This is a genomic window from Halomonas bluephagenesis, from assembly GCF_054790765.1.
In genome coordinates this window covers 1323357-1340206 of record NZ_CP133631.1, presented here as the reverse complement: position 1 = coordinate 1340206, position 16850 = coordinate 1323357, and the positions used below count along the sequence as shown (strand labels likewise).

Here is a 16850-nt window from a genome sequence, read left to right as displayed (position 1 = left end):
TCAAGTTAAATGCTAATGAAACGCATCCTCTGTTTAGCAAGAAGCGTGCATCTCTGCTCAATAGAAAATAGAATGTAAATAACTTTCAACCGTGTTCGCAGCGGCATGCGATTATCATGTCGCGGGTGGACGAGACAATGGTGAAATAATGACGGCAACTGTGTCACTTTCCGATGTGTCGGCTCCTGCATTAGCACTGTCGCTTCGTGGTGTTCAGCATACGTTTGCGGCTAATAAAGTGGTAAAAGGCATCGACCTTGATATCGCTCCAGGCGAGGTTGTGTGTTTACTGGGCCCTTCTGGCTGCGGCAAAACCACACTGCTTAGAATCGCTGCGGGCTTGGAGGTCGTGCAGGAAGGCTCGGTTAGTCTTGATGGTCTATCCATTGCGGCTCCAGGTAAGCGTCACGTGCCGCCGGAAAAGCGCAATGTTGGTCTCGCCTTCCAAGACTCCGCCTTGTTTCCACACCTTAGCGTGCTGGAAAACGTTACCTTCGGTCTGAAAAGTTTGCCCTCTAGCCAGCGCCGGGAACGTGCTCTGGAATTGCTGGCCCAGCTCGGTATGGCCGACTATGCAGAAAGCTATCCGCATATGTTGTCAGGTGGGCAGCAGCAGCGCGTAGCACTGGCGCGCGCGTTAGCACCTACGCCTAAACTGATGCTGTTGGATGAACCATTTTCTAGCCTGGATGCGCGGCTACGTGATCGCATCCGAGACGATACGCTGCACGTGTTGAAAAAGCTTGGCTCAGCAACCCTGCTAGTGACCCACGACCCCGAAGAAGCCATGTTTATGGCAGACCGTATCGCGCTGATGCGAGATGGCAAAATCGTTCAAACAGGCACGCCCCGCGAGCTTTATTGCGCGCCAGTGGACCCCTTTGTGGTGACGTTTTTTGGCGAAGTGAATGAATTAAGCGGCGTCGTTAAGGGGGGCTTTGTCGCCACGCCAGTGGGGCCGGTAGATGCCAGCTGGTTGCCAGAAGGCAGCAACGCCCAGGTGATGATTCGCCCAGAAGCGTTACGCATCAAAGAGCGCGCCCTGCCTGTAGAGCCGCATAATCATAGTCATGTGGTCATGGCTAAGCTGTTAGGGCGCTCCAGCCTTATTCACCTATGTGCGCATGGAGAAGATGGCCAGGAAGCTCACCTTCACGCCCGTGTGCCAGGCGTGTTTTTACCCCAGGAGGGCCAGCCGATTGATATCGACTTGGACCACTCCCAGGTATTTATCTTTCCTCGTTAACTTTTTGCTTCCCAATGACGGTTCGCTTCAACTACTCAGCCTGGCTACCGGGGCGCGCCCGGCGCATCGCCAAGCTGAGTAAAATCACGGGTAAGATGCCAACCACCACAATCGTCAAAGAGGCTGTTGATGCTTCTGCTAGTCGTTCATCTGAGGCGAGGCTGTGAGCGCGCACTGCCAGAGTGTCGAAGTTGAAGGGGCGCAATATGATCGTGGCGGGCAACTCTTTCATTACATCGACAAATACCAAAATCCCTGCTGCTAACAGACTGCTACGCATCAGCGGCGTATGTATACGACGTAACGTACCACCTGCGGTTTGGCCCAAGGTGCGGGAGGCGGCATCCATGCTGGGCGTGACCTTGCCAAGGCTTGCTTCTACCGCATTAAATGAAACAGCTAAAAAGCGCACGACATAGGCGTAAATTAAGATAAACGCTGAGCCGCTAAATACCAGTCCGATGATTTTGCCATAGTGTTCGTGTAGCCACATGTTCAGCGAGTTATCCAGCCAGGCAAATGGAATCAGGATACCTACGGCAACTACCGAGCCAGGAATGGCATATCCCATCGCGGCGATACGTGTGAAAAATCGTGCGCTTGGTGAATTGTTGAGCCTAACCCCGTAGCTCAGTAGTACGGCTAGCCCTACCGCGATTAAAGCGGCAACGGTCGCAAGGCTCAAGCTATTCATGGCAAAGCCAATAAACCGCGTGCCGAAAAGGCTATCGCCCGTTTTAATGGCCATATTGAGCAAAATGCCGCTGGGTAGTAAAAAGCCAATAACAATGGGAAGCAAACACGCCAGGGTAGCGCCGAGTGCATGCCAGCCCCGCAGCTGATATTCCGGTAATTGCTGATAGCGGTTAGTGGTATGGAAGTAGCGCCGTTTACCCCGCGAATAGCGTTCTAGAAGAACCAATACAATGACGAAGGTCAGTAGGCAGGCTGCTAGCTGAGCAGCCGCTACGGGTTCTCCTAAGCCAAACCATGTGCGATAGATACCCGTGGTAAACGTATCTACACCAAAAAACTGCACCGCGCCAAATTCGTTAAGCGTCTCCATTAGTACCAGTGAAACGCCGCCGACTAACGCCGGGCGGGCGAGCGGTAGCGCCACGCTAGCAAATAAGCGCCAGGGGCCACGCCCCAGGGTACGGCCAACATCTAATACACATACTGACTGCTCGAGGAATGACGCTCGGGCTAGCAGGTACACATACGGGTAAAGCACAAAAGTGATTAGGGTTGCCGCGCCGCCTAAAGAGCGCACATTGGGGAAGTAGTAATCGCCCACTCGCCAGTCAAGCCATTCGCGCAACATGCTTTGTAGCGGTCCTGCTACTTGGAAAAAGTCCGTATAGGCGTAGGCAATGACATAAGTCGGTACTGCCAGGGGTAACAGCAGTGCCCATTCAAATATGCGCTTGCCAGGGAAGCGGCACATAACGACCAGCCACGCGGTCCCAGCCCCCACAATCAGAGTGCCAATGCCTACCCATAGCACCAGCCAGAACGTATTAGAGAGATAACGTGGTAACACGGTGCTTGCAAGGTGCTGCCAAACGCCTTCCGTCGGCACAAAAATATGGCTAAGAACCACAATAATAGGAAGCGCGACAACGAGGGCAATCAAAAACAGGGCGATTGACCAAGGGTTAAGCGACAGCGAAAGGCGTGAGGCAAAACCTGAAAGCAGGGCCGATGGTGAGCGGCGAGCTGGCGTAGACACGTCGTTGTCTCCTTGGATGAGGGGCAGCTTGGCTCGTCAATGCGAAAAAATAGCAGCTGCAAATAGTATCACTTGCGTTAGGCTGCTGCAGCCAACATTGCGGCTATCAAAAAAATCCCCCCGCAATGCGGGGGGAAGTCGTGCGTTTAGCGTCAGCGGATAGGTGTCACTGATAGCCCACCATCAAACTTGGTAGTCCCGTAATCAAGCTGGGGAAAAGCGCCATCAGTATGCAGGCGAAAATGATAATGGCCACAAATGGCACGACGGCTTTATATAAATCAACAATCTCGACCCCCGGTGGCGCCACTCCTTTCAGATAGAACAGCGCATAGCCAAAGGGCGGCGTTAAGAAGGAGGTTTGCAGTACTACCGCCACCATGACGACGAACCACAGTATGTCCACGCCCATCTGCGAGATAATTGGCAGCATAATAGGGAAGCTAAGCAGCACAATGCCGGTCCAATCGAGGAACATTCCGAGGATAAATACCAGGAACAACATTAGTAGCAGGGCACCGACAGTACCGCCTGGAACCGCTAGCACGAAGTCGCTGATTACGGTCATTCCACCGCCAATCGAGAATACCCCGGTAAACGCCGTCGCCCCGACAAGCACTAACATGACCATCGTTGTGGTTTTGCCAGCTTCAATCAGCGTGTTGTAACAGGTTGATAGCTTGCGGTCGCCGAAGATCAAAAAAAGCAGGAAGGCGATAAACACACCAATAGCAGATGCTTCAGTGGCCGGTGCTACTCCGGTAAACAGTGCCCCCAGTACGCCGAGAATTAACGACATTGGCGGAACAACATACTTGCCCAGCATGATCAGAAGTTGTTTTGTGCTGACTTCAGCGCGCTCTTCTGCCGGTACTTTAGGGCCGTAGCTAGGTTTGAGCCAGCAGATCACCAGCACGTAGAGGGCATACATCATCCCCAACATCAGGCCGGGTACTAATGCACCAGCAAAGAGTGCGCCCACCGAGACCGGCGAGTAGCTCGCCATCAAAATCAACATAATGCTGGGGGGAATTAAAATGCCCAAGCAGCCGCTGGCCATGATGACGCCTGCGCTCAACTCTTTGTTATAGCCATATTTCAGCATCGGCACTAGGGCAATCATACCCATAACGGCAATAGACGCGCCGACAATACCGGTGGTAGCTGCAAGTAAGACAGATACAACAACCACGGTAAGCGCTAATCCACCGCGGAGGTTCGCCAGCAGCAACCGCATGGCATCAAACATTTTTTCGGTGACGCCTGAGTCGTTAAGGAAGCGCGCCATCAGAATAAACAGTGGTATAGCCACTAGTACGTAGTTGTCCATAGCGTTGCCATAGACGTTGTTAATGATGATACCCAGGGTGTTAATGCCAGGCCCTAAATAAGCACCGATGACTGCCATGCCACCCAATACAAAAGCAAGCGGATGACCCATAAACAGGCCAACTAAAAGTCCGCCAAACATCACCAGCGTCAGTAGTTCTGCACTCATGCGGATTTCTCCTCACGCAGTTGCATAATGGCGCGCAGAACGATAGCAACCGCCTGCAACAGAATAAGCACTGCAGCGACTACGATAACGCCTTTCACCGGATACACAGGGATTGAGACCATGCCGTAGGTCGTTTCGCCACGACTGAACGAGCGCTCAAAAAAACGCCATCCGTAAGTCAATAACAGCCAAATGAAAGGCACAAAGAAGATCAAGTAGCCGAGCAGGTCTAGTACGGCCTGCTTTTTACGTGATAGCAGGCGTTTAATAACGTCGACTTCCACATGGGCATGGTGGCGTAATCCATAGGCGGCCATCAGCATAAAGTGGGCGCCAAACAACATTTTGGTGACATCAAATGCCCAGTCGCTAGGGCGGCCAAAGAAGAAGCGCGACACGATGTCGTAAAGCACTATAAGAGTAATGATGGCAATTAACGGTGCGATGATGCGGCCCAGCAGCTCGTTAATTGCATCGATCGCCTTGGCAATCGCATTCATGGAAGGTCTCCGCAGCTAAGCACCAACCGCCCCAGCAGCGCTGGGGCGGCACTTAAACGCCTTATAGGCAGGCTTCGATCTCTTCCAGTGAGGGCAGGTTATCCATAGTGCGGCTCATGTTGAATGGCGCGGTAACATCACGCCATGCCGCATAGTCTTCTAGGTAGGTAATCATGGAGTGATATACTTTTGCATGATCCGGGTGTTCACAAGCACCGCGAACGATCACCTCGTTGGTGATTTCCTGAATGCGCGCCAGGTCTTCCTCGGAGAACTGGTTAATGGTGACCCCTGCATCAATAAACTTGCGTGTGGCATCGGTGGATTCACGCTCCGACCACGAGAGTGACCATGCCATGGTGGCTTCGGCGGCAGTTCTTAGCTTCGCCTGAGTCTCTTCAGACAGAGCGTCCCAAGAATCTTTGTTGATCATAACGCCGAAAACGCTCGCCGACTGGTGCCAGCCAGGCGTCGCCCAGTAATCAGCAACTTCAGCAAAACCTGCGTTAAAATCAACACCTGGGGTAGAGAATTCACCTGCGTCGATCACGCCGCGCTCAATCGCCTGATACACTTCGCCACCCGCCAATGTAACCTGGGAGCCCCCTAGCTCTTCAAGTACTCGGCCCTGGTCACGACCCGATAGACGTAAGCGCTTGCCTTCAAGGTCGGCGAGGCTTTCAATCGGCGTGCGACCCATGAAGCCAGATTCGTTATTGGTGATACCGTAAGGCAAATACACCATGTTGTATTGGCCATAGATTTCTTGATAGAGCTCAAAACCGCCCCATTGTTGAATCCAGTTCAAGTAATCCACGCCGTTAAACAGGCTGGTAGTGGTGGCCAGTGGAGAGAATGCCGGGTTTAAACCTGCCCAGTAGCCTGGCCAATCGCCAGAAGCTTGGATGGCACCGGTTTCGGTAGCGTCGAACACTTCAGTGCCAGGCATTAACGTGCCACCTGCCCGGAAGTTAATTTGTACTTCGTCACCTGCGAGTTGGTTTACAAGGTCTGCCCAGTGCTGATCAATCTTAATCAGGTCAAGGTTCTCGGGCCAGGTAGTGGTCATTGTCCACTGTTCTTGCGCTTGGGCGGTAGAGGTGAGTGCGGCGAAAGCGACACCAGCGGCGAGGCTGGTTAGTGCGAATTTAGTCATCTTTTTCATTGTATGTTTCCTGGTACTTTGGCGGTTGGCGTTATTAGTGTTCATTACCTGAAAGCAGGAAAGTGCAGCGAGCATGGCTTACGTTTACGTAAAGTAAATACCGCTAGGCTGCATCGCTAAGCTAGCACACTCCACCCGCTGCAGCGCAATATCAGTAACTCAAGGAATTTAACGTCATAAACGAAGCTTTTTTTTTAAATTAAGGTCATTGAAAACAATTGTTTGTATATTTTTTAGTCATTTTTTTAACCATATGGTTAGTTCTAAAACCGTTGAAAAACACGTTATTCTACAACCAAAGTTGTAAGTAAAAGACATTCTCAGGAGACGCTATGCGAGCAGGCTGTCGCGTTGACAAACCTAACGCTGTCATTAAGCAAGCATCGGCCTTGGGGCACCATGCCACCCGCTTGCAGCGTCGCCGCTGGCGGGCGCTGGTATGGCTATATGGGCCGACCGATAAGGCTCGCCAACAGGCGCAACGGTTATGGGAAGCGCGAATGTGGCAGGCGCCGCTGTGGGTGGGGGCTGAGCATGAGACGCCGGTGGCGCCGTGTTTACCAGCCCGTAAAGCTCGCACACGGCTAGGGGCGGAACATCAGCTAATCGTCGTAGACGCCAGTGGTAGCCAGGGATTAGACCCAGATGCCCTGGGCGCATTAGCGGGTACCGTGAGCGCGGGTGGGTTCTTGGTGGTCATCACGCCAGACAACTGGGGCGAACAGCCTGATCCTGATTATGCCCGCTTTACCGATCACCCCTGGTGTTGGGAATCACTGAGCGCCCACTACCTTGAACGTTTGGCATCGCTGCTTACGGGTGAGAGCACTATTGTTCATTGGCAGGTGGGTAGCAGGCTTGCGCTGCCTAGGCTGCCTGTTCGAGACTCGCGTGCAACTCCCGTTGACGACGCCGACTGTCTGACTGCCGACCAAGCTCGTGCGGTGAATGCACTAGTGAGACTAAAGCGTCGCCGACCACTGGTTATAACTGCGGACCGTGGGCGAGGTAAAAGCGCGGCGCTGGGGATTGCCTGTGCCCGCCTGCTACAAAAAAGCGTTACGCAATTGGTGGTGACCGCACCCCGACTTAGTTCAGTGGAAAGCCTGTTTGCGCGAGTGGTAGCGCTATGCCCAGAAGGCCAACGGCTCAGCCCGTCGCGCTTTCAACTACCGAGTGGTAGCTCGCTGTGTTTTCTTCCACCTGATGCGCTAAACGCGCAGGTTCACCAAGCAACACTCGGCGGTAGCGGCAGCTATTTACTTGTCGACGAGGCTGCGGCGATTCCTGCGGCAATGTTAGCTCAGTGGCTTGCTGCATTCCCTCGTATCGCGTTTGCAACCACCGTACATGGCTATGAAGGTTCAGGGCGCGGTTTTGCACTGCGCTTTCGCGAGGTGCTCAATCGAAAAGCACCCCAGTGGCGCGAGCTCCATCTAGATTCTCCTATTCGCTGGTCAGCGGGTGATCCCTTAGAAGCAACTATTCAAACGCTGCTACTGCTCAACGCTCCGTTACCCGAGGCACACGCCCGTACTTACTGTCAGACCGCCTCTATAGCGCTTACTCAGGCGCAGTTAGCCAAGCAGCCTGAGTTGTTAGAGAAACTGTTCGGCTTGCTGGTGCAGTCCCACTATCGCACCACGCCTAGCGACTTACGCCAACTGCTGGATGGCCCTGGCACCTCCATTCGCACAATTATCGCAGCTGAAGAGCCCCAGGCCGTCCTGGTGACTCGGGAAGAGGGCGGCTTTAATGCCGCACTTGCTGAACAAGTGGCTCGTGGTGAGCGACGCCCTCAAGGGCATCTGCTGGCCCAGTCGTTGGCAGCACACAGCGGTAGCCGTGAGGCGTTAACGTCCCGCTGGCGTCGGGTAGCGCGCATTGCCGCTCACCCAGAGCGGCGGCGTGAAGGGTTAGGGCGGCGGTTGTTAGAAGACGATATAGCCAATGCTGACCAGCAGGGCGTGGCGCTGTACGGGGCTACCTTTGGTGCCGAAGCATCGCTGCTGCGTTTTTGGCTGGCGCTTGGGTTTGTGCCTGTTCGCTTAGGCATCACTCGGGAAGCGGCTACCGGCGAGTATGCCATTATGGTGGCGCGTGCGCTTTCCAGCGAAGGGCAAGCAGTGCTGGCATCGCTGCGTGATTCATTTGCGGTCTCGTTGATAACACTACTGGCTTTTGAGTTAGCAGCACTGCCAGCATCGATCGTCGCGTTACTGCTGCCGTCGATACCTCGTTTAGCGCTTAGCGCGGCTGAGGTTCAAACGATAGAAGATGTAGCTTACGCTCATCGTGACCCTGCGTTGGCAAGGACGGCGCTTCAGGCGCTGGCCAGAGAGGCTAGCCACTGGCCGCTAGGGCAAGACGTGCAGATTGCACACCAGCAGTTGATCGCCTGGGCCTTCCAAAACCAACCGTTAGCGAAAGCGCATGGTGAGACGGTGCGCCTGATTCGACGTGCGACTCAGCAAATTATTGAGCAGCGCACGCTTTTCCCCAGTAGCTCAGGCGGGTAAAGTAAGCAGGTTATCGATAATGAAGAGTTTCCATGAACGCACATCTAGAAGCCCTCGCGCCACGTTTAGTGTGGCAGCACTTTCGCACACTGTGTAATACGCCACGTCCCTCTGGTCATGAAGCTGCGCTGGTGGCTACGTTGGAGGCCTGGGCTGATTCCCAGGGACTTTCCCACGACCGTGATGACTTTGGCAATCTGCGCATTCGTAAGCCAGCTACGCCTGGCTGTGAAAGCGCGCCAGGCATCGTGCTGCAGGGCCATCTAGATATGGTGGCGCAAGCTAACGCAGGCCATGACCATGATTTCACCAGCGACCCTATTCAGACATATGAAAAAGAGGGTTGGCTATTTGCTGATGGCACCACGCTAGGTGCTGATAATGGCCTTGGTGTCGCCGCTATTCTGGCAGTGCTAGAAGATCCTGAGCTTACTCACGGCCCCTTGGAAGCGCTGTTTACGCTAGAGGAAGAGACCTCTATGGGGGGCGCGCTCAATCTCGCCGAGAACTGGCTGGAAGGGTCATTGCTGCTAAATTTAGACAGCGAAGATCGCGGCCAAGTGTATATCGGCTGCGCGGGCGGCGCTGATGTGGTGGTGAATGCACAGCTTCCCATCACGGCTATGCAAGACAATGAGCAGGTGATTTCGCTGGCGCTGACGGGGCTTAAAGGCGGCCACTCGGGGATGGATATTGATAAGCCCCTGGGCAACGCGAATCGCTTGCTAGTCCGCGTTCTGTGGGCACTGGAAGCCTTTGATGCGCGGTTAATTAGCTACCATGGTGGCACGCTGCGTAATGCCATCCCCCGCGAGGCGTTTGCGCAAATTGCCCTGCCTGCTGATGAGGTTGACGCTGCGCTGGCGATGGTTGAAACGCTTGCCCATACGCTGAAAGCCGAATTGGGCAGTGGCGATAGCAATATGGTGCTTAAAGCTGAGCGTGTGGAGCTGGTTGACGCTGAGCCTCTGACCCGAGATGGCAGTGCGATGCTGCTGGCTGCGCTGCATGCGGCACCCTGTGGGGTCGAACGCATGAGTGCTGATGTGCCGGGGGTAGTGGAAACCTCGAACAATTTGGGCGTATTAAACGTGGAAAGCGGACGTTTCCATCTTTGTGCGTTGGTGCGCTCACTGCATGACAGTGCCACTGATGCGATGGCGGGACGCTTTCAGGCGTTATTTGGCCTGATGGGCGCCAGAGTGAAAGTGGAGAACGGCTACCCAGGTTGGGTTCCCAATCCGCAAAGCCCGTTGCTTGCTACCTTTAACGCCCGGCATGCCGCCTTAATGGGCCGTGAACCCGAGGTTAAAGTGATTCATGCAGGCCTTGAATGCGGCATCTTAGGTAGCAAATACCCGCATTTAGACATGATTTCGTTTGGCCCGCTGATTCGTGGCGCGCATTCTCCAGACGAGCGAGTGGAAATTGAGTCGGTGGCCGAGTTCTGGGAGATGTTGCGCGACTTCATCGAAACGCTGGCGAACTCTCGTTAGACAAATCGCCATAAAAAAAACGGCACCGCTATGGTGCCGTTTTTGATAGTGCTTACCTCAGATTAACGAGGTAAACATCGCGTTATTTGCTCAGGTAAGCGTTGAGCATCCACACGGTTTTTTCCTGCTCGCGAATATAATCACCGGCTTTAGCAGCGGTGCCTTCATCGTCAGCATCCGATGCAATTGCCAGCAGTTCCCGCTGTAATTCGATCAGTGTTTGGTAACCTGTGAGTACGCCTTTCACGCAGGTTTGACCATCATGAACGTCTTTATCTTCCTCAATACGCGAAATTTTCACATAATCGCTATACGCATGAATGGGCTTGTGGCCTAACGTCAAAATACGCTCCGCCACTTCGTCTACTTTGGTGAGCAAGTCTGTATAGAATTCTTCAAATTTCGCATGTAGCTCAAAGAAGTCGCTACCTCGGACATTCCAGTGGTAGCCACGAACGTTCATATAGAAGATCTGATAATTGGCCAGCAGGTGATTAAGTTTCTCAGCTAGTTGGCTTGCGCTACCTTCGTGTAAGCCAATGCTATTCGTATCACTCATATAGTGCTCCTCCATGGTTGGAACCGCTCTGAAACAGTACGGCCATCAAATCGTTTGATTTAGCTTAAGTCGCTTAGCGAACGTTGCAAAACAAGTTTTCTGCATCGCTGCAATAGCGTCATAACATGACCTTGGCGGTGAGCTGGCGACGGCTGACTCATCGCTTACGCAACGAGTACAGCACTGATATGCCTCTGCGTGTGCGTCTAGTAAGAAAGATGTAGGCGACTATCCTGTTTTTCAAGGGGTGGCGTTTCGTCAAGAGCGGCTAGCTGTCCCGCTTACCGAGCTAGCCAAAGCCTTGCGATACTCTCACAGCGATCGGCGAGTAGCTCAGCGGTACGTGGTAGAGCGTCCTCAAGTGTCATCGGGCCATCGGCAAGGGCAAACGCTGCGGTAACGCCTTCTTCTAGACAGGCCTGCCATCCATCACCCAGGCTGCCAGCCAGCACAATGACGGGCTTGCCGTAGCGTTTGGCCGCACGAGCAACGCCAATAGGCGTTTTACCCGAAAGGCTTTGACCATCTAGGCGACCTTCTCCGGTAATTACTACGTCAACGTCAGGAAGCAGGTTGGGTAGCTTGGCCTGCTGCATAATCATCTCAATGCCCGGCGTAAGGGTTGCGTTAAGAAAGCTGCGAGCGGCAAATCCCATACCGCCCGCAGCTCCTGCGCCTGCTAATTCTCTTTCATCGCGCCCCAATGCCTGGGCGCTCTGCTCGGCAAAATGACCAATCGCTTGGTCAAGTGTGGCGACATCGTCAGGTGATGCTCCTTTTTGCGGGCCAAAGACTGCACTCGCCCCACGCGATCCTAGCAGTGGGTTATCGACATCCACGGCAGCTTCAACTTCTAAGCTGTCTAAACGTGGGTCGAGCGTGGAAAGGTCGAGCGTTGCAAGCTGTTGGAGCGCAGCACCACCGGGAGGAAGCGAGTCGCCGTTATGATCTAATAGTTTTACTCCCAGTGCTTGGAGCATCCCTGCCCCTGCATCATTGGTAGCGCTGCCACCTAAAAAAAGCAGTGCTTTCGTGGCACCAGCGTCCAGCGCTGCAAGAAATAATTCTCCGACACCGTAAGTGGTGGTATGCAGGGCATTACGCTGATCAGGGGTTAGGTGCTGCAACCCGCTGGCTTCTGCCAATTCGATAAACGCGGTACGCTGCTCGCTAAGCCAGCCCCAGGATGCTTGACGCGGCCGCCCCAGGGCATCTTGTACCGTTAGTTGACGGCGTTCGGCGTTGGTGGCTGCAATAAGCGCGTCCAAGCTCCCCTCGCCGCCATCCGCAAGCGGGCAAAGGTGAATTGTGGCGGTTGGCGCAGCACGCTGAATACCATTGGCCATGGCGTTTGCCGCTTGTTCAGCACTCACAGCATCTTTAAAACTATCGGGGCAAAGCAGAACATTCATCGCACAACCTCTCTAAAGCGTTGTCACAGATTGTTGGGAATAGTTTTTTGAGAATAGTTTTTTTGGAGCAGTTCTTTGTCATTTATCTTAATGAATGGCTGCTGGCGAGCTTAGCGCGGCGATCGATGACACACCAGCCGTAACCGGGGCGAGAGGATCACTCATGAAGGCAATACTACCGATTAGCATGACGTGCTTGTTAATACTGACAGGCTGCCAAGCAGTGCCAGAGCGCCTTCCTCAAGCGGAGCCTGCCCCTTCGGCAGCCTGCTACTTCTCCACCGGCCAGTCGGCACCGCCCCTAGAGGTGCTGACACAGAGTATTGAAGTGTTGGAAGCCTGGGGCTTTCAACTTGATACGACTGACACCGGTTTGGGGCTGGTGACCGCTAGTCGGCAGCGTGATTTGATTGGCTACTATGACCCTTACGATAACGACTTTGGTTATGGGCGAAGCACGCGGGTATTTGGTGGCTTCGGTTTGGGGAGTGGTGGTTCCAGCATTGGCTTGGGAGTTGGTAGAGGATTTGGCGGTGGTTTTCGCCACCAACCTGTCGAGGTAGAGCGGGTGTCGCTACTGGCACGTGATGGCCATATTCGGCTTTCTCGAGATATTCGCCGCTTTGACCACTTAGGGGATCTGCGTGAATCTTACAGCGCTAGCAATGATGATTTTTGTCAACGCTTCCAAACGGCATTTAAGCAAGTGGCTGGTACCCCCAGGGCGGCATGAAATCACTACGTAAGCGTTTTTTAACGGCCACCGCAGTACTTGTGATTATTACGCTGGCAGGCTGTGCCACTACGCAGCCGCTAGAGCCGCGAGAACTGCGTTACAACGCTTCCCCTGAGCAAACGTTCCGCGAAGCCATTGAGTTAATGATGGAGCAAGGCTATGTCGTGCGGCACGCTGATTTAGCCCTAGGGCGAGCAGAAGCAACGTTAGCCCGTTGGCCAGAGTATCGCTTGCAACTGCAGGTAAGTGAGGTGCCTGGTGGCAGCCGTGTCAGCCTATCGGCTCTGCGTGGTAATCAGCCACTGCCACCGTATGTATTAGATCCCTGGCTGGTTGAGCTGCAATATAAATTAGGAGAATTACCGTGATAGGCGTATTACCTCCGCTTGGTAGCTTACTGAATAAATTTCGCGGTTACTGGGTAGTGCTGGCAATAGGCGTTTGTGGCACGTTAACCAGCAGCCCAGTGATGGCTCACCCACATGGCTGGATCGATCTCAGTGTGCGGGTGATAACGGATGACGACGGGTTAGCCACAGGGCTGCATCAAACGTGGCGAATGGATCCTTTTTACAGCTTGGTGGTGTTTGAAGAGTTGCAGCAGATTCAAGGCAGTAATCTGCAAGAAGGTCTTGATCAGTTAGGCAGTGACATCCGTGATAACCTGTCGCAGCAGCACTACTTTACTGAGGTGCGTGTGAACGGTGAACCGCAAGCGCTGGGAGAGGTGTCTGAATACACTGCGTTGGAGCGTGACGGCCGTTTAACATTTATGTTTATTCTACCGTTGGCATCACCTCAGCCATTGGCTGGGCGAATGCTGGAGTATCAGGTCTTTGACCCAACTTACTATATTGAAGTGGTGCACGAAGAAGAGGACGGAGCACCCTCTGAGCAGGCGCTGATTCTCAATGGTGAGCCCGACTGCCGTTTAAGCGTGTTGCCTGCTGATCCCGATCCGGAACTCGTTATGCAAGCCGCGCTGCTGGACGTGGATGAAACGGGCGAACCAGGGTTTGGCCGCCATTTTGCTGAAACGGGGCGGGTTAAATGCGACTAGCGGAAAACCTGGAAGGTCGTGTATAAAGTGTTACTTTATAACTTTTTGGTGGAGGGGCAATGCCTTTAACGCGGCAACAACTGTTATGGGGAGCGCTTACCGTGTTCGGGGCGCTGCTGTTGGTCGTTATCGTACAGGCTAATTTGCAGGGAGTGAGCTTTCAGTTGCTGGCTTGGCAACGTGATTTACATCGCACCCTAACGCTTGCTATCACCGAGCTCTCCCGCACGCCTTCTACCAACACTTGGCTAACGTTACTAGGGGTAAGCTTTGCTTATGGCGTTTTTCATGCCGCGGGGCCTGGGCATGGCAAAGCGGTACTAGCGACGTATTTGGCATCCCACGGCGGTGCTACCCGCCGCGCGCTGGGGCTCTCTTTTGCTGCATCCCTGCTACAGGGGGTAACGGCCATTGCCATGGTAGCAGTACTCGTTCATGGTCTTGGCTGGCTGACCCGCCAAGCAATGGGTAGCGTGGTGTGGGTAGAGCAAGCCAGCTTTATGTTAGTGGCGCTGTTAGGTGGTTGGTTATGCTGGCGGGCGATAAAACAATTGCGCCAAGCTTACTCAGCCCACGCCAGTGATGCTGTTGATCACAGCCACAGCCACAGCCACAGCCACAGCCATGACCATTCCCACTGCTGCGGTGGCGCTCATCATATCGAGCCTCAACAGGCGCTCGACTGGCGCACAGCGTTGATGACCGTCGGCGCTATCGGTATGCGTCCATGCACGGGGGCAGTACTTATGTTGGGGGCTGCTAGCCTGCTGGGGCAGTTTTACGTCGGTGTCGCTTCGGTGCTCGCCATGTCGCTTGGTACCGGTATTACCGTTTCTGTGCTGGCGCTAGCAAGCATAGTGGCTCGCGGTTGGGCTACTAAGCGGTTACAGCGACAGAGCAGCCGACAGATGGTCGAAAAAGCGGCTGGGTGGGCGGCGCTTGCGGGCGGTGCTCTCATAGTTGCGTTAGGCGTATCGCTTTCCCTGGCTGGCGCCGCCCAGCCAGCCAGCGGTCCATTACTCAACGAGCCACCATCAAGGCAGGGCTCTTTGCTGGGGAAGTAAGTTAAGTCTTTAAACCTTCAATTTGGGCAAGCAACTGCTCGCGGCGACTGCCCTGTAGGGCTAGCTCATAGGGCTCTGGACTGCCGCTTCCCCATACCGGCGCTGGCCAGCTGGCATCATTTTTATAGCGCACCACCAAATGAATATGCAATTGGCTGACGACATTACCTAAGGTGGCAATGTTGAGCTTATCACCGTGGAATGTCTCCTTCATCGCTGCCCCTAACGCTACCGTTTCACGCCATAGCTGGGCTTGATCATCCTGGCTCAGTTCAAAAACTTCGCTAACTGAGTCACGCTTGGGAACCAGAATTACCCAAGGATAGCGCGCATCGTTCATTAGCAGCGCGCGACACAGAGTAAGGTCAGCGAGCGGCAAGGTATCCGCTTCTAGCCGTGGGTCAAGTTCAAACGTTTTCAAATCAGTACTCCTTTACATAATGAAATCATCATAGCAGCTGCTGATTCGCCTTGCTCCTTACCAAGGGCCCGGTAAGTAGAGATCAAAACAGGCGTAATTATTAAAACCTGTTACGCTGAAAGTACTCCTATACGGAAAGGCTTCCGTGGGAGCTTCCCGGCTTTGAATAACTTGTTAAGGAGAACAGCGATGAAAAAGCTATTGGCTGGCAGCTTTATTTTACTGATGACTGCGGGTGCTTTAGCGGGCTGCAATACGATTTCTGGTGCAGGACAAGACGTCCAAGAGGGAGGAAAAGCTGTTCAGGACGCAGCGAGTTAACATTATTTATAACGGATGTTTCTTGGCGTGAATGAGCGGGTTAGGCATAGTTGTCTAGCCCGCTTTGCATTCTGGGTAGTTATTAGCCAAACAAGGAAGAATCATAATGAATCATCCATTACGCTGCGCGAAGAAAAAACTGGGCAGTCTCACTGTATTATTCGCATCAGTAGTTCCAGTGTCGGCCTTGTTAGTGGCATGTGCTGGCTCACCCGATGATGTCTCAGCTCCAGTGCCGCCTACCGTAGGCCAGTCTTCTAGCGTGACGAACACCACCTGTAGTGCTGAAGCAGTGCAGTACGCTATTGGCGCTCCCTTTGATGAAACCAATGTGCCCACATTGCAAAGTGAGAGTGGTGCTCAGCAGGTGCGTGTGCTCAGGCCTAACAGCGCCGCGACCATGGATTACCGGGAAGATCGCCTAAATATTCTTTTAGAAAGTAATGACATGATTGAAGCGCTGCGCTGCGGCTAGCGTAAGATCAGCACCACACAGGCGGCCGTTAACAGCCCCATGGTGATATTAAATAGCCGCCAGGCTTTATCACTTTTGATCCACTGTCCAATAGCGCTGCCAAACGCTGCCCACAGGGCAATGCACGGCAGCGCGACCAATTCCGCGAAACCCGCTAACACCAATGCGTTTACCACTGGCTGGCCATTTTCGGGAAGAAACCCTGCCATCAACGCCAGCCCCATTACCCACGCTTTGGGGTTGGCAAATTGAAACATTGCGGCTTGGAAAAAGGTTAATGGCACCCCGTGCTGAGTCCCTTTGAGGTTTGGCGGCGGTGCAGTGGCTATTTTCCAGGCTAAATACAGCAAATAGGCGCTACCTACCCAGCGAAGTGTTGTCTGCACCATGGGAAAGCGTTCAAACAAAACGCCAAGCCCTAGTGCGATACCGGAAAATAGCAGAAAACAGCCGCCTAAAATTCCCCACATATGAGGCATTGTTCTCCGAAAACCAAAATTCGCCCCTGAGGCAGTCAGCATAATGTTGTTCGGCCCAGGAGTAAGCGTCATCGACATCATGTAAAGCGCTGCAGGGCCAAGTAGTAGCCATTCGTTGTTCATTTTGTATCCATACAATTTTTCGGTTAGGTTGTCTTTTAGTCACT

The 16850-nt window shown here is 53.6% G+C and carries 17 protein-coding genes; 9 read left to right on the top strand and 8 right to left on the bottom strand.

Features of this window, described 5'->3' with window-relative positions:
• Positions 1 to 148: 148 nt before the first annotated feature.
• Positions 149 to 1246, top strand: a complete 1098-nt coding sequence (locus REH51_RS05900; protein ID WP_498937161.1) for an ABC transporter ATP-binding protein — start codon at positions 149 to 151, stop codon at positions 1244 to 1246.
• A 31-nt stretch (positions 1247 to 1277) separates the two neighbouring features.
• On the opposite strand, the gene REH51_RS05895 is transcribed toward REH51_RS05900, so the two are convergent.
• The 4 genes from REH51_RS05895 to dctP all read right to left on the bottom strand — a co-directional run bounded on the left by REH51_RS05895 (position 1278) and on the right by dctP (position 6141).
• The gene (locus REH51_RS05895; RefSeq protein ID WP_009724888.1) at positions 1278 to 2978 is read right to left on the bottom strand and encodes an ABC transporter permease; all 1701 of its coding nucleotides are present in this window, start codon (positions 2976 to 2978) and stop codon (positions 1278 to 1280) included.
• Positions 2979 to 3144: 166 nt separating this feature from the next.
• Positions 3145 to 4476: a TRAP transporter large permease gene (locus tag REH51_RS05890; protein WP_498937159.1), complete on the bottom strand. Its 1332-nt coding sequence runs from the start codon at positions 4474 to 4476 to the stop codon at positions 3145 to 3147.
• On the bottom strand, positions 4473 to 4976 hold the full coding sequence (locus REH51_RS05885; protein ID WP_009724886.1) for a TRAP transporter small permease subunit: 504 nt from the start codon (positions 4974 to 4976) through the stop codon (positions 4473 to 4475). Before REH51_RS05885 ends, REH51_RS05890 begins: the two co-directional genes overlap by 4 nt.
• Positions 4977 to 5037: 61 nt before the next feature.
• A complete protein-coding gene (gene dctP / locus REH51_RS05880) occupies positions 5038 to 6141 on the bottom strand; it encodes a TRAP transporter substrate-binding protein DctP (RefSeq protein ID WP_009724885.1) in 1104 nt (367 codons plus the stop codon).
• A 332-nt stretch (positions 6142 to 6473) separates the two neighbouring features.
• Between dctP and REH51_RS05875 the strand changes: the two genes are divergently transcribed.
• Entirely contained in the window at positions 6474 to 8660 is a 2187-nt protein-coding gene (locus REH51_RS05875; protein ID WP_009724884.1) for a tRNA(Met) cytidine acetyltransferase TmcA domain-containing protein, read from the top strand.
• A 32-nt stretch (positions 8661 to 8692) separates the two neighbouring features.
• Positions 8693 to 10156: an aminoacyl-histidine dipeptidase gene (locus REH51_RS05870; RefSeq protein WP_009724883.1), complete on the top strand. Its 1464-nt coding sequence runs from the start codon at positions 8693 to 8695 to the stop codon at positions 10154 to 10156.
• Between the two features lie 82 nt (positions 10157 to 10238).
• Here REH51_RS05870 and REH51_RS05865 read toward each other — a convergent pair whose 3' ends face one another.
• Complete coding sequence (locus REH51_RS05865; RefSeq protein WP_498937157.1) at positions 10239 to 10715, bottom strand: Dps family protein; 477 nt, start codon at positions 10713 to 10715, stop codon at positions 10239 to 10241.
• A gap of 281 nt (positions 10716 to 10996) precedes the next feature.
• Entirely contained in the window at positions 10997 to 12127 is a 1131-nt protein-coding gene (locus tag REH51_RS05860; protein WP_009724881.1) for a glycerate kinase, read from the bottom strand.
• Positions 12128 to 12290: 163 nt separating this feature from the next.
• Here REH51_RS05860 and REH51_RS05855 point away from each other — a divergent pair, with 163 nt between their 5' ends.
• From REH51_RS05855 to REH51_RS05840, 4 genes are read left to right on the top strand one after another with little or no spacing between them, the layout of a single operon-like run.
• Positions 12291 to 12860, top strand: coding sequence for a hypothetical protein (locus tag REH51_RS05855; protein ID WP_498937155.1), 570 nt, complete (start codon positions 12291 to 12293; stop codon positions 12858 to 12860).
• Entirely contained in the window at positions 12857 to 13231 is a 375-nt protein-coding gene (locus REH51_RS05850; RefSeq protein ID WP_009724879.1) for a hypothetical protein, read from the top strand. Before REH51_RS05855 ends, REH51_RS05850 begins: the two co-directional genes overlap by 4 nt.
• A gap of 56 nt (positions 13232 to 13287) precedes the next feature.
• Entirely contained in the window at positions 13288 to 13923 is a 636-nt protein-coding gene (locus REH51_RS05845) for a DUF1007 family protein (protein WP_498937718.1), read from the top strand.
• A gap of 59 nt (positions 13924 to 13982) precedes the next feature.
• A complete protein-coding gene (locus REH51_RS05840) occupies positions 13983 to 14987 on the top strand; it encodes a nickel/cobalt transporter (protein WP_009724877.1) in 1005 nt (334 codons plus the stop codon).
• Position 14988: 1 nt separating this feature from the next.
• Here REH51_RS05840 and REH51_RS05835 read toward each other — a convergent pair whose 3' ends face one another.
• Positions 14989 to 15408, bottom strand: coding sequence for an HIT domain-containing protein (locus REH51_RS05835; RefSeq protein ID WP_009724876.1), 420 nt, complete (start codon positions 15406 to 15408; stop codon positions 14989 to 14991).
• Positions 15409 to 15597: 189 nt separating this feature from the next.
• On the opposite strand from REH51_RS05835, the gene REH51_RS05830 reads away from it, so the two are divergent.
• Together REH51_RS05830 and REH51_RS05825 are read left to right on the top strand one after the other, a co-directional pair.
• Positions 15598 to 15729 carry an entericidin A/B family lipoprotein gene (locus REH51_RS05830; RefSeq protein WP_498937153.1) on the top strand — a complete coding sequence of 44 codons (132 nt, stop codon included), beginning with the start codon at positions 15598 to 15600 and terminating at the stop codon, positions 15727 to 15729.
• 106 nt (positions 15730 to 15835) lie between these two features.
• A complete protein-coding gene (locus REH51_RS05825; protein ID WP_009724874.1) occupies positions 15836 to 16204 on the top strand; it encodes an I78 family peptidase inhibitor in 369 nt (122 codons plus the stop codon).
• Here the strand turns inward: REH51_RS05825 and REH51_RS05820 are convergent.
• Positions 16201 to 16806, bottom strand: a complete 606-nt coding sequence (locus tag REH51_RS05820) for a LysE family translocator (protein ID WP_009724873.1) — start codon at positions 16804 to 16806, stop codon at positions 16201 to 16203. The genes REH51_RS05825 and REH51_RS05820 overlap by 4 nt on opposite strands.
• Between the last annotated feature and the right edge of the window lie 44 nt (positions 16807 to 16850).

What these genes read in the sequence shown, in the direction of transcription:
- REH51_RS05900 (WP_498937161.1), top strand. Translation starts at nt 149, where the DNA reads ATGACGGCAACTGTGTCACTTTCCGATGTGTCGGCTCCTGCATTAGCA.
- REH51_RS05865 (WP_498937157.1), bottom strand. Translation starts at nt 10,715, where the DNA reads ATGAGTGATACGAATAGCATTGGCTTACACGAAGGTAGCGCAAGCCAA.
- REH51_RS05850 (WP_009724879.1), top strand. Translation starts at nt 12,857, where the DNA reads ATGAAATCACTACGTAAGCGTTTTTTAACGGCCACCGCAGTACTTGTG.
- REH51_RS05820 (WP_009724873.1), bottom strand. Translation starts at nt 16,806, where the DNA reads ATGAACAACGAATGGCTACTACTTGGCCCTGCAGCGCTTTACATGATG.
- REH51_RS05875 (WP_009724884.1), top strand. Translation starts at nt 6,474, where the DNA reads ATGCGAGCAGGCTGTCGCGTTGACAAACCTAACGCTGTCATTAAGCAA.
- REH51_RS05890 (WP_498937159.1), bottom strand. Translation starts at nt 4,476, where the DNA reads ATGAGTGCAGAACTACTGACGCTGGTGATGTTTGGCGGACTTTTAGTT.
- REH51_RS05830 (WP_498937153.1), top strand. Translation starts at nt 15,598, where the DNA reads ATGAAAAAGCTATTGGCTGGCAGCTTTATTTTACTGATGACTGCGGGT.
- dctP (WP_009724885.1), bottom strand. Translation starts at nt 6,141, where the DNA reads ATGAAAAAGATGACTAAATTCGCACTAACCAGCCTCGCCGCTGGTGTC.
- REH51_RS05855 (WP_498937155.1), top strand. Translation starts at nt 12,291, where the DNA reads ATGAAGGCAATACTACCGATTAGCATGACGTGCTTGTTAATACTGACA.
- REH51_RS05825 (WP_009724874.1), top strand. Translation starts at nt 15,836, where the DNA reads ATGAATCATCCATTACGCTGCGCGAAGAAAAAACTGGGCAGTCTCACT.
- REH51_RS05860 (WP_009724881.1), bottom strand. Translation starts at nt 12,127, where the DNA reads ATGAATGTTCTGCTTTGCCCCGATAGTTTTAAAGATGCTGTGAGTGCT.
- REH51_RS05885 (WP_009724886.1), bottom strand. Translation starts at nt 4,976, where the DNA reads ATGAATGCGATTGCCAAGGCGATCGATGCAATTAACGAGCTGCTGGGC.
- REH51_RS05870 (WP_009724883.1), top strand. Translation starts at nt 8,693, where the DNA reads ATGAACGCACATCTAGAAGCCCTCGCGCCACGTTTAGTGTGGCAGCAC.
- REH51_RS05840 (WP_009724877.1), top strand. Translation starts at nt 13,983, where the DNA reads ATGCCTTTAACGCGGCAACAACTGTTATGGGGAGCGCTTACCGTGTTC.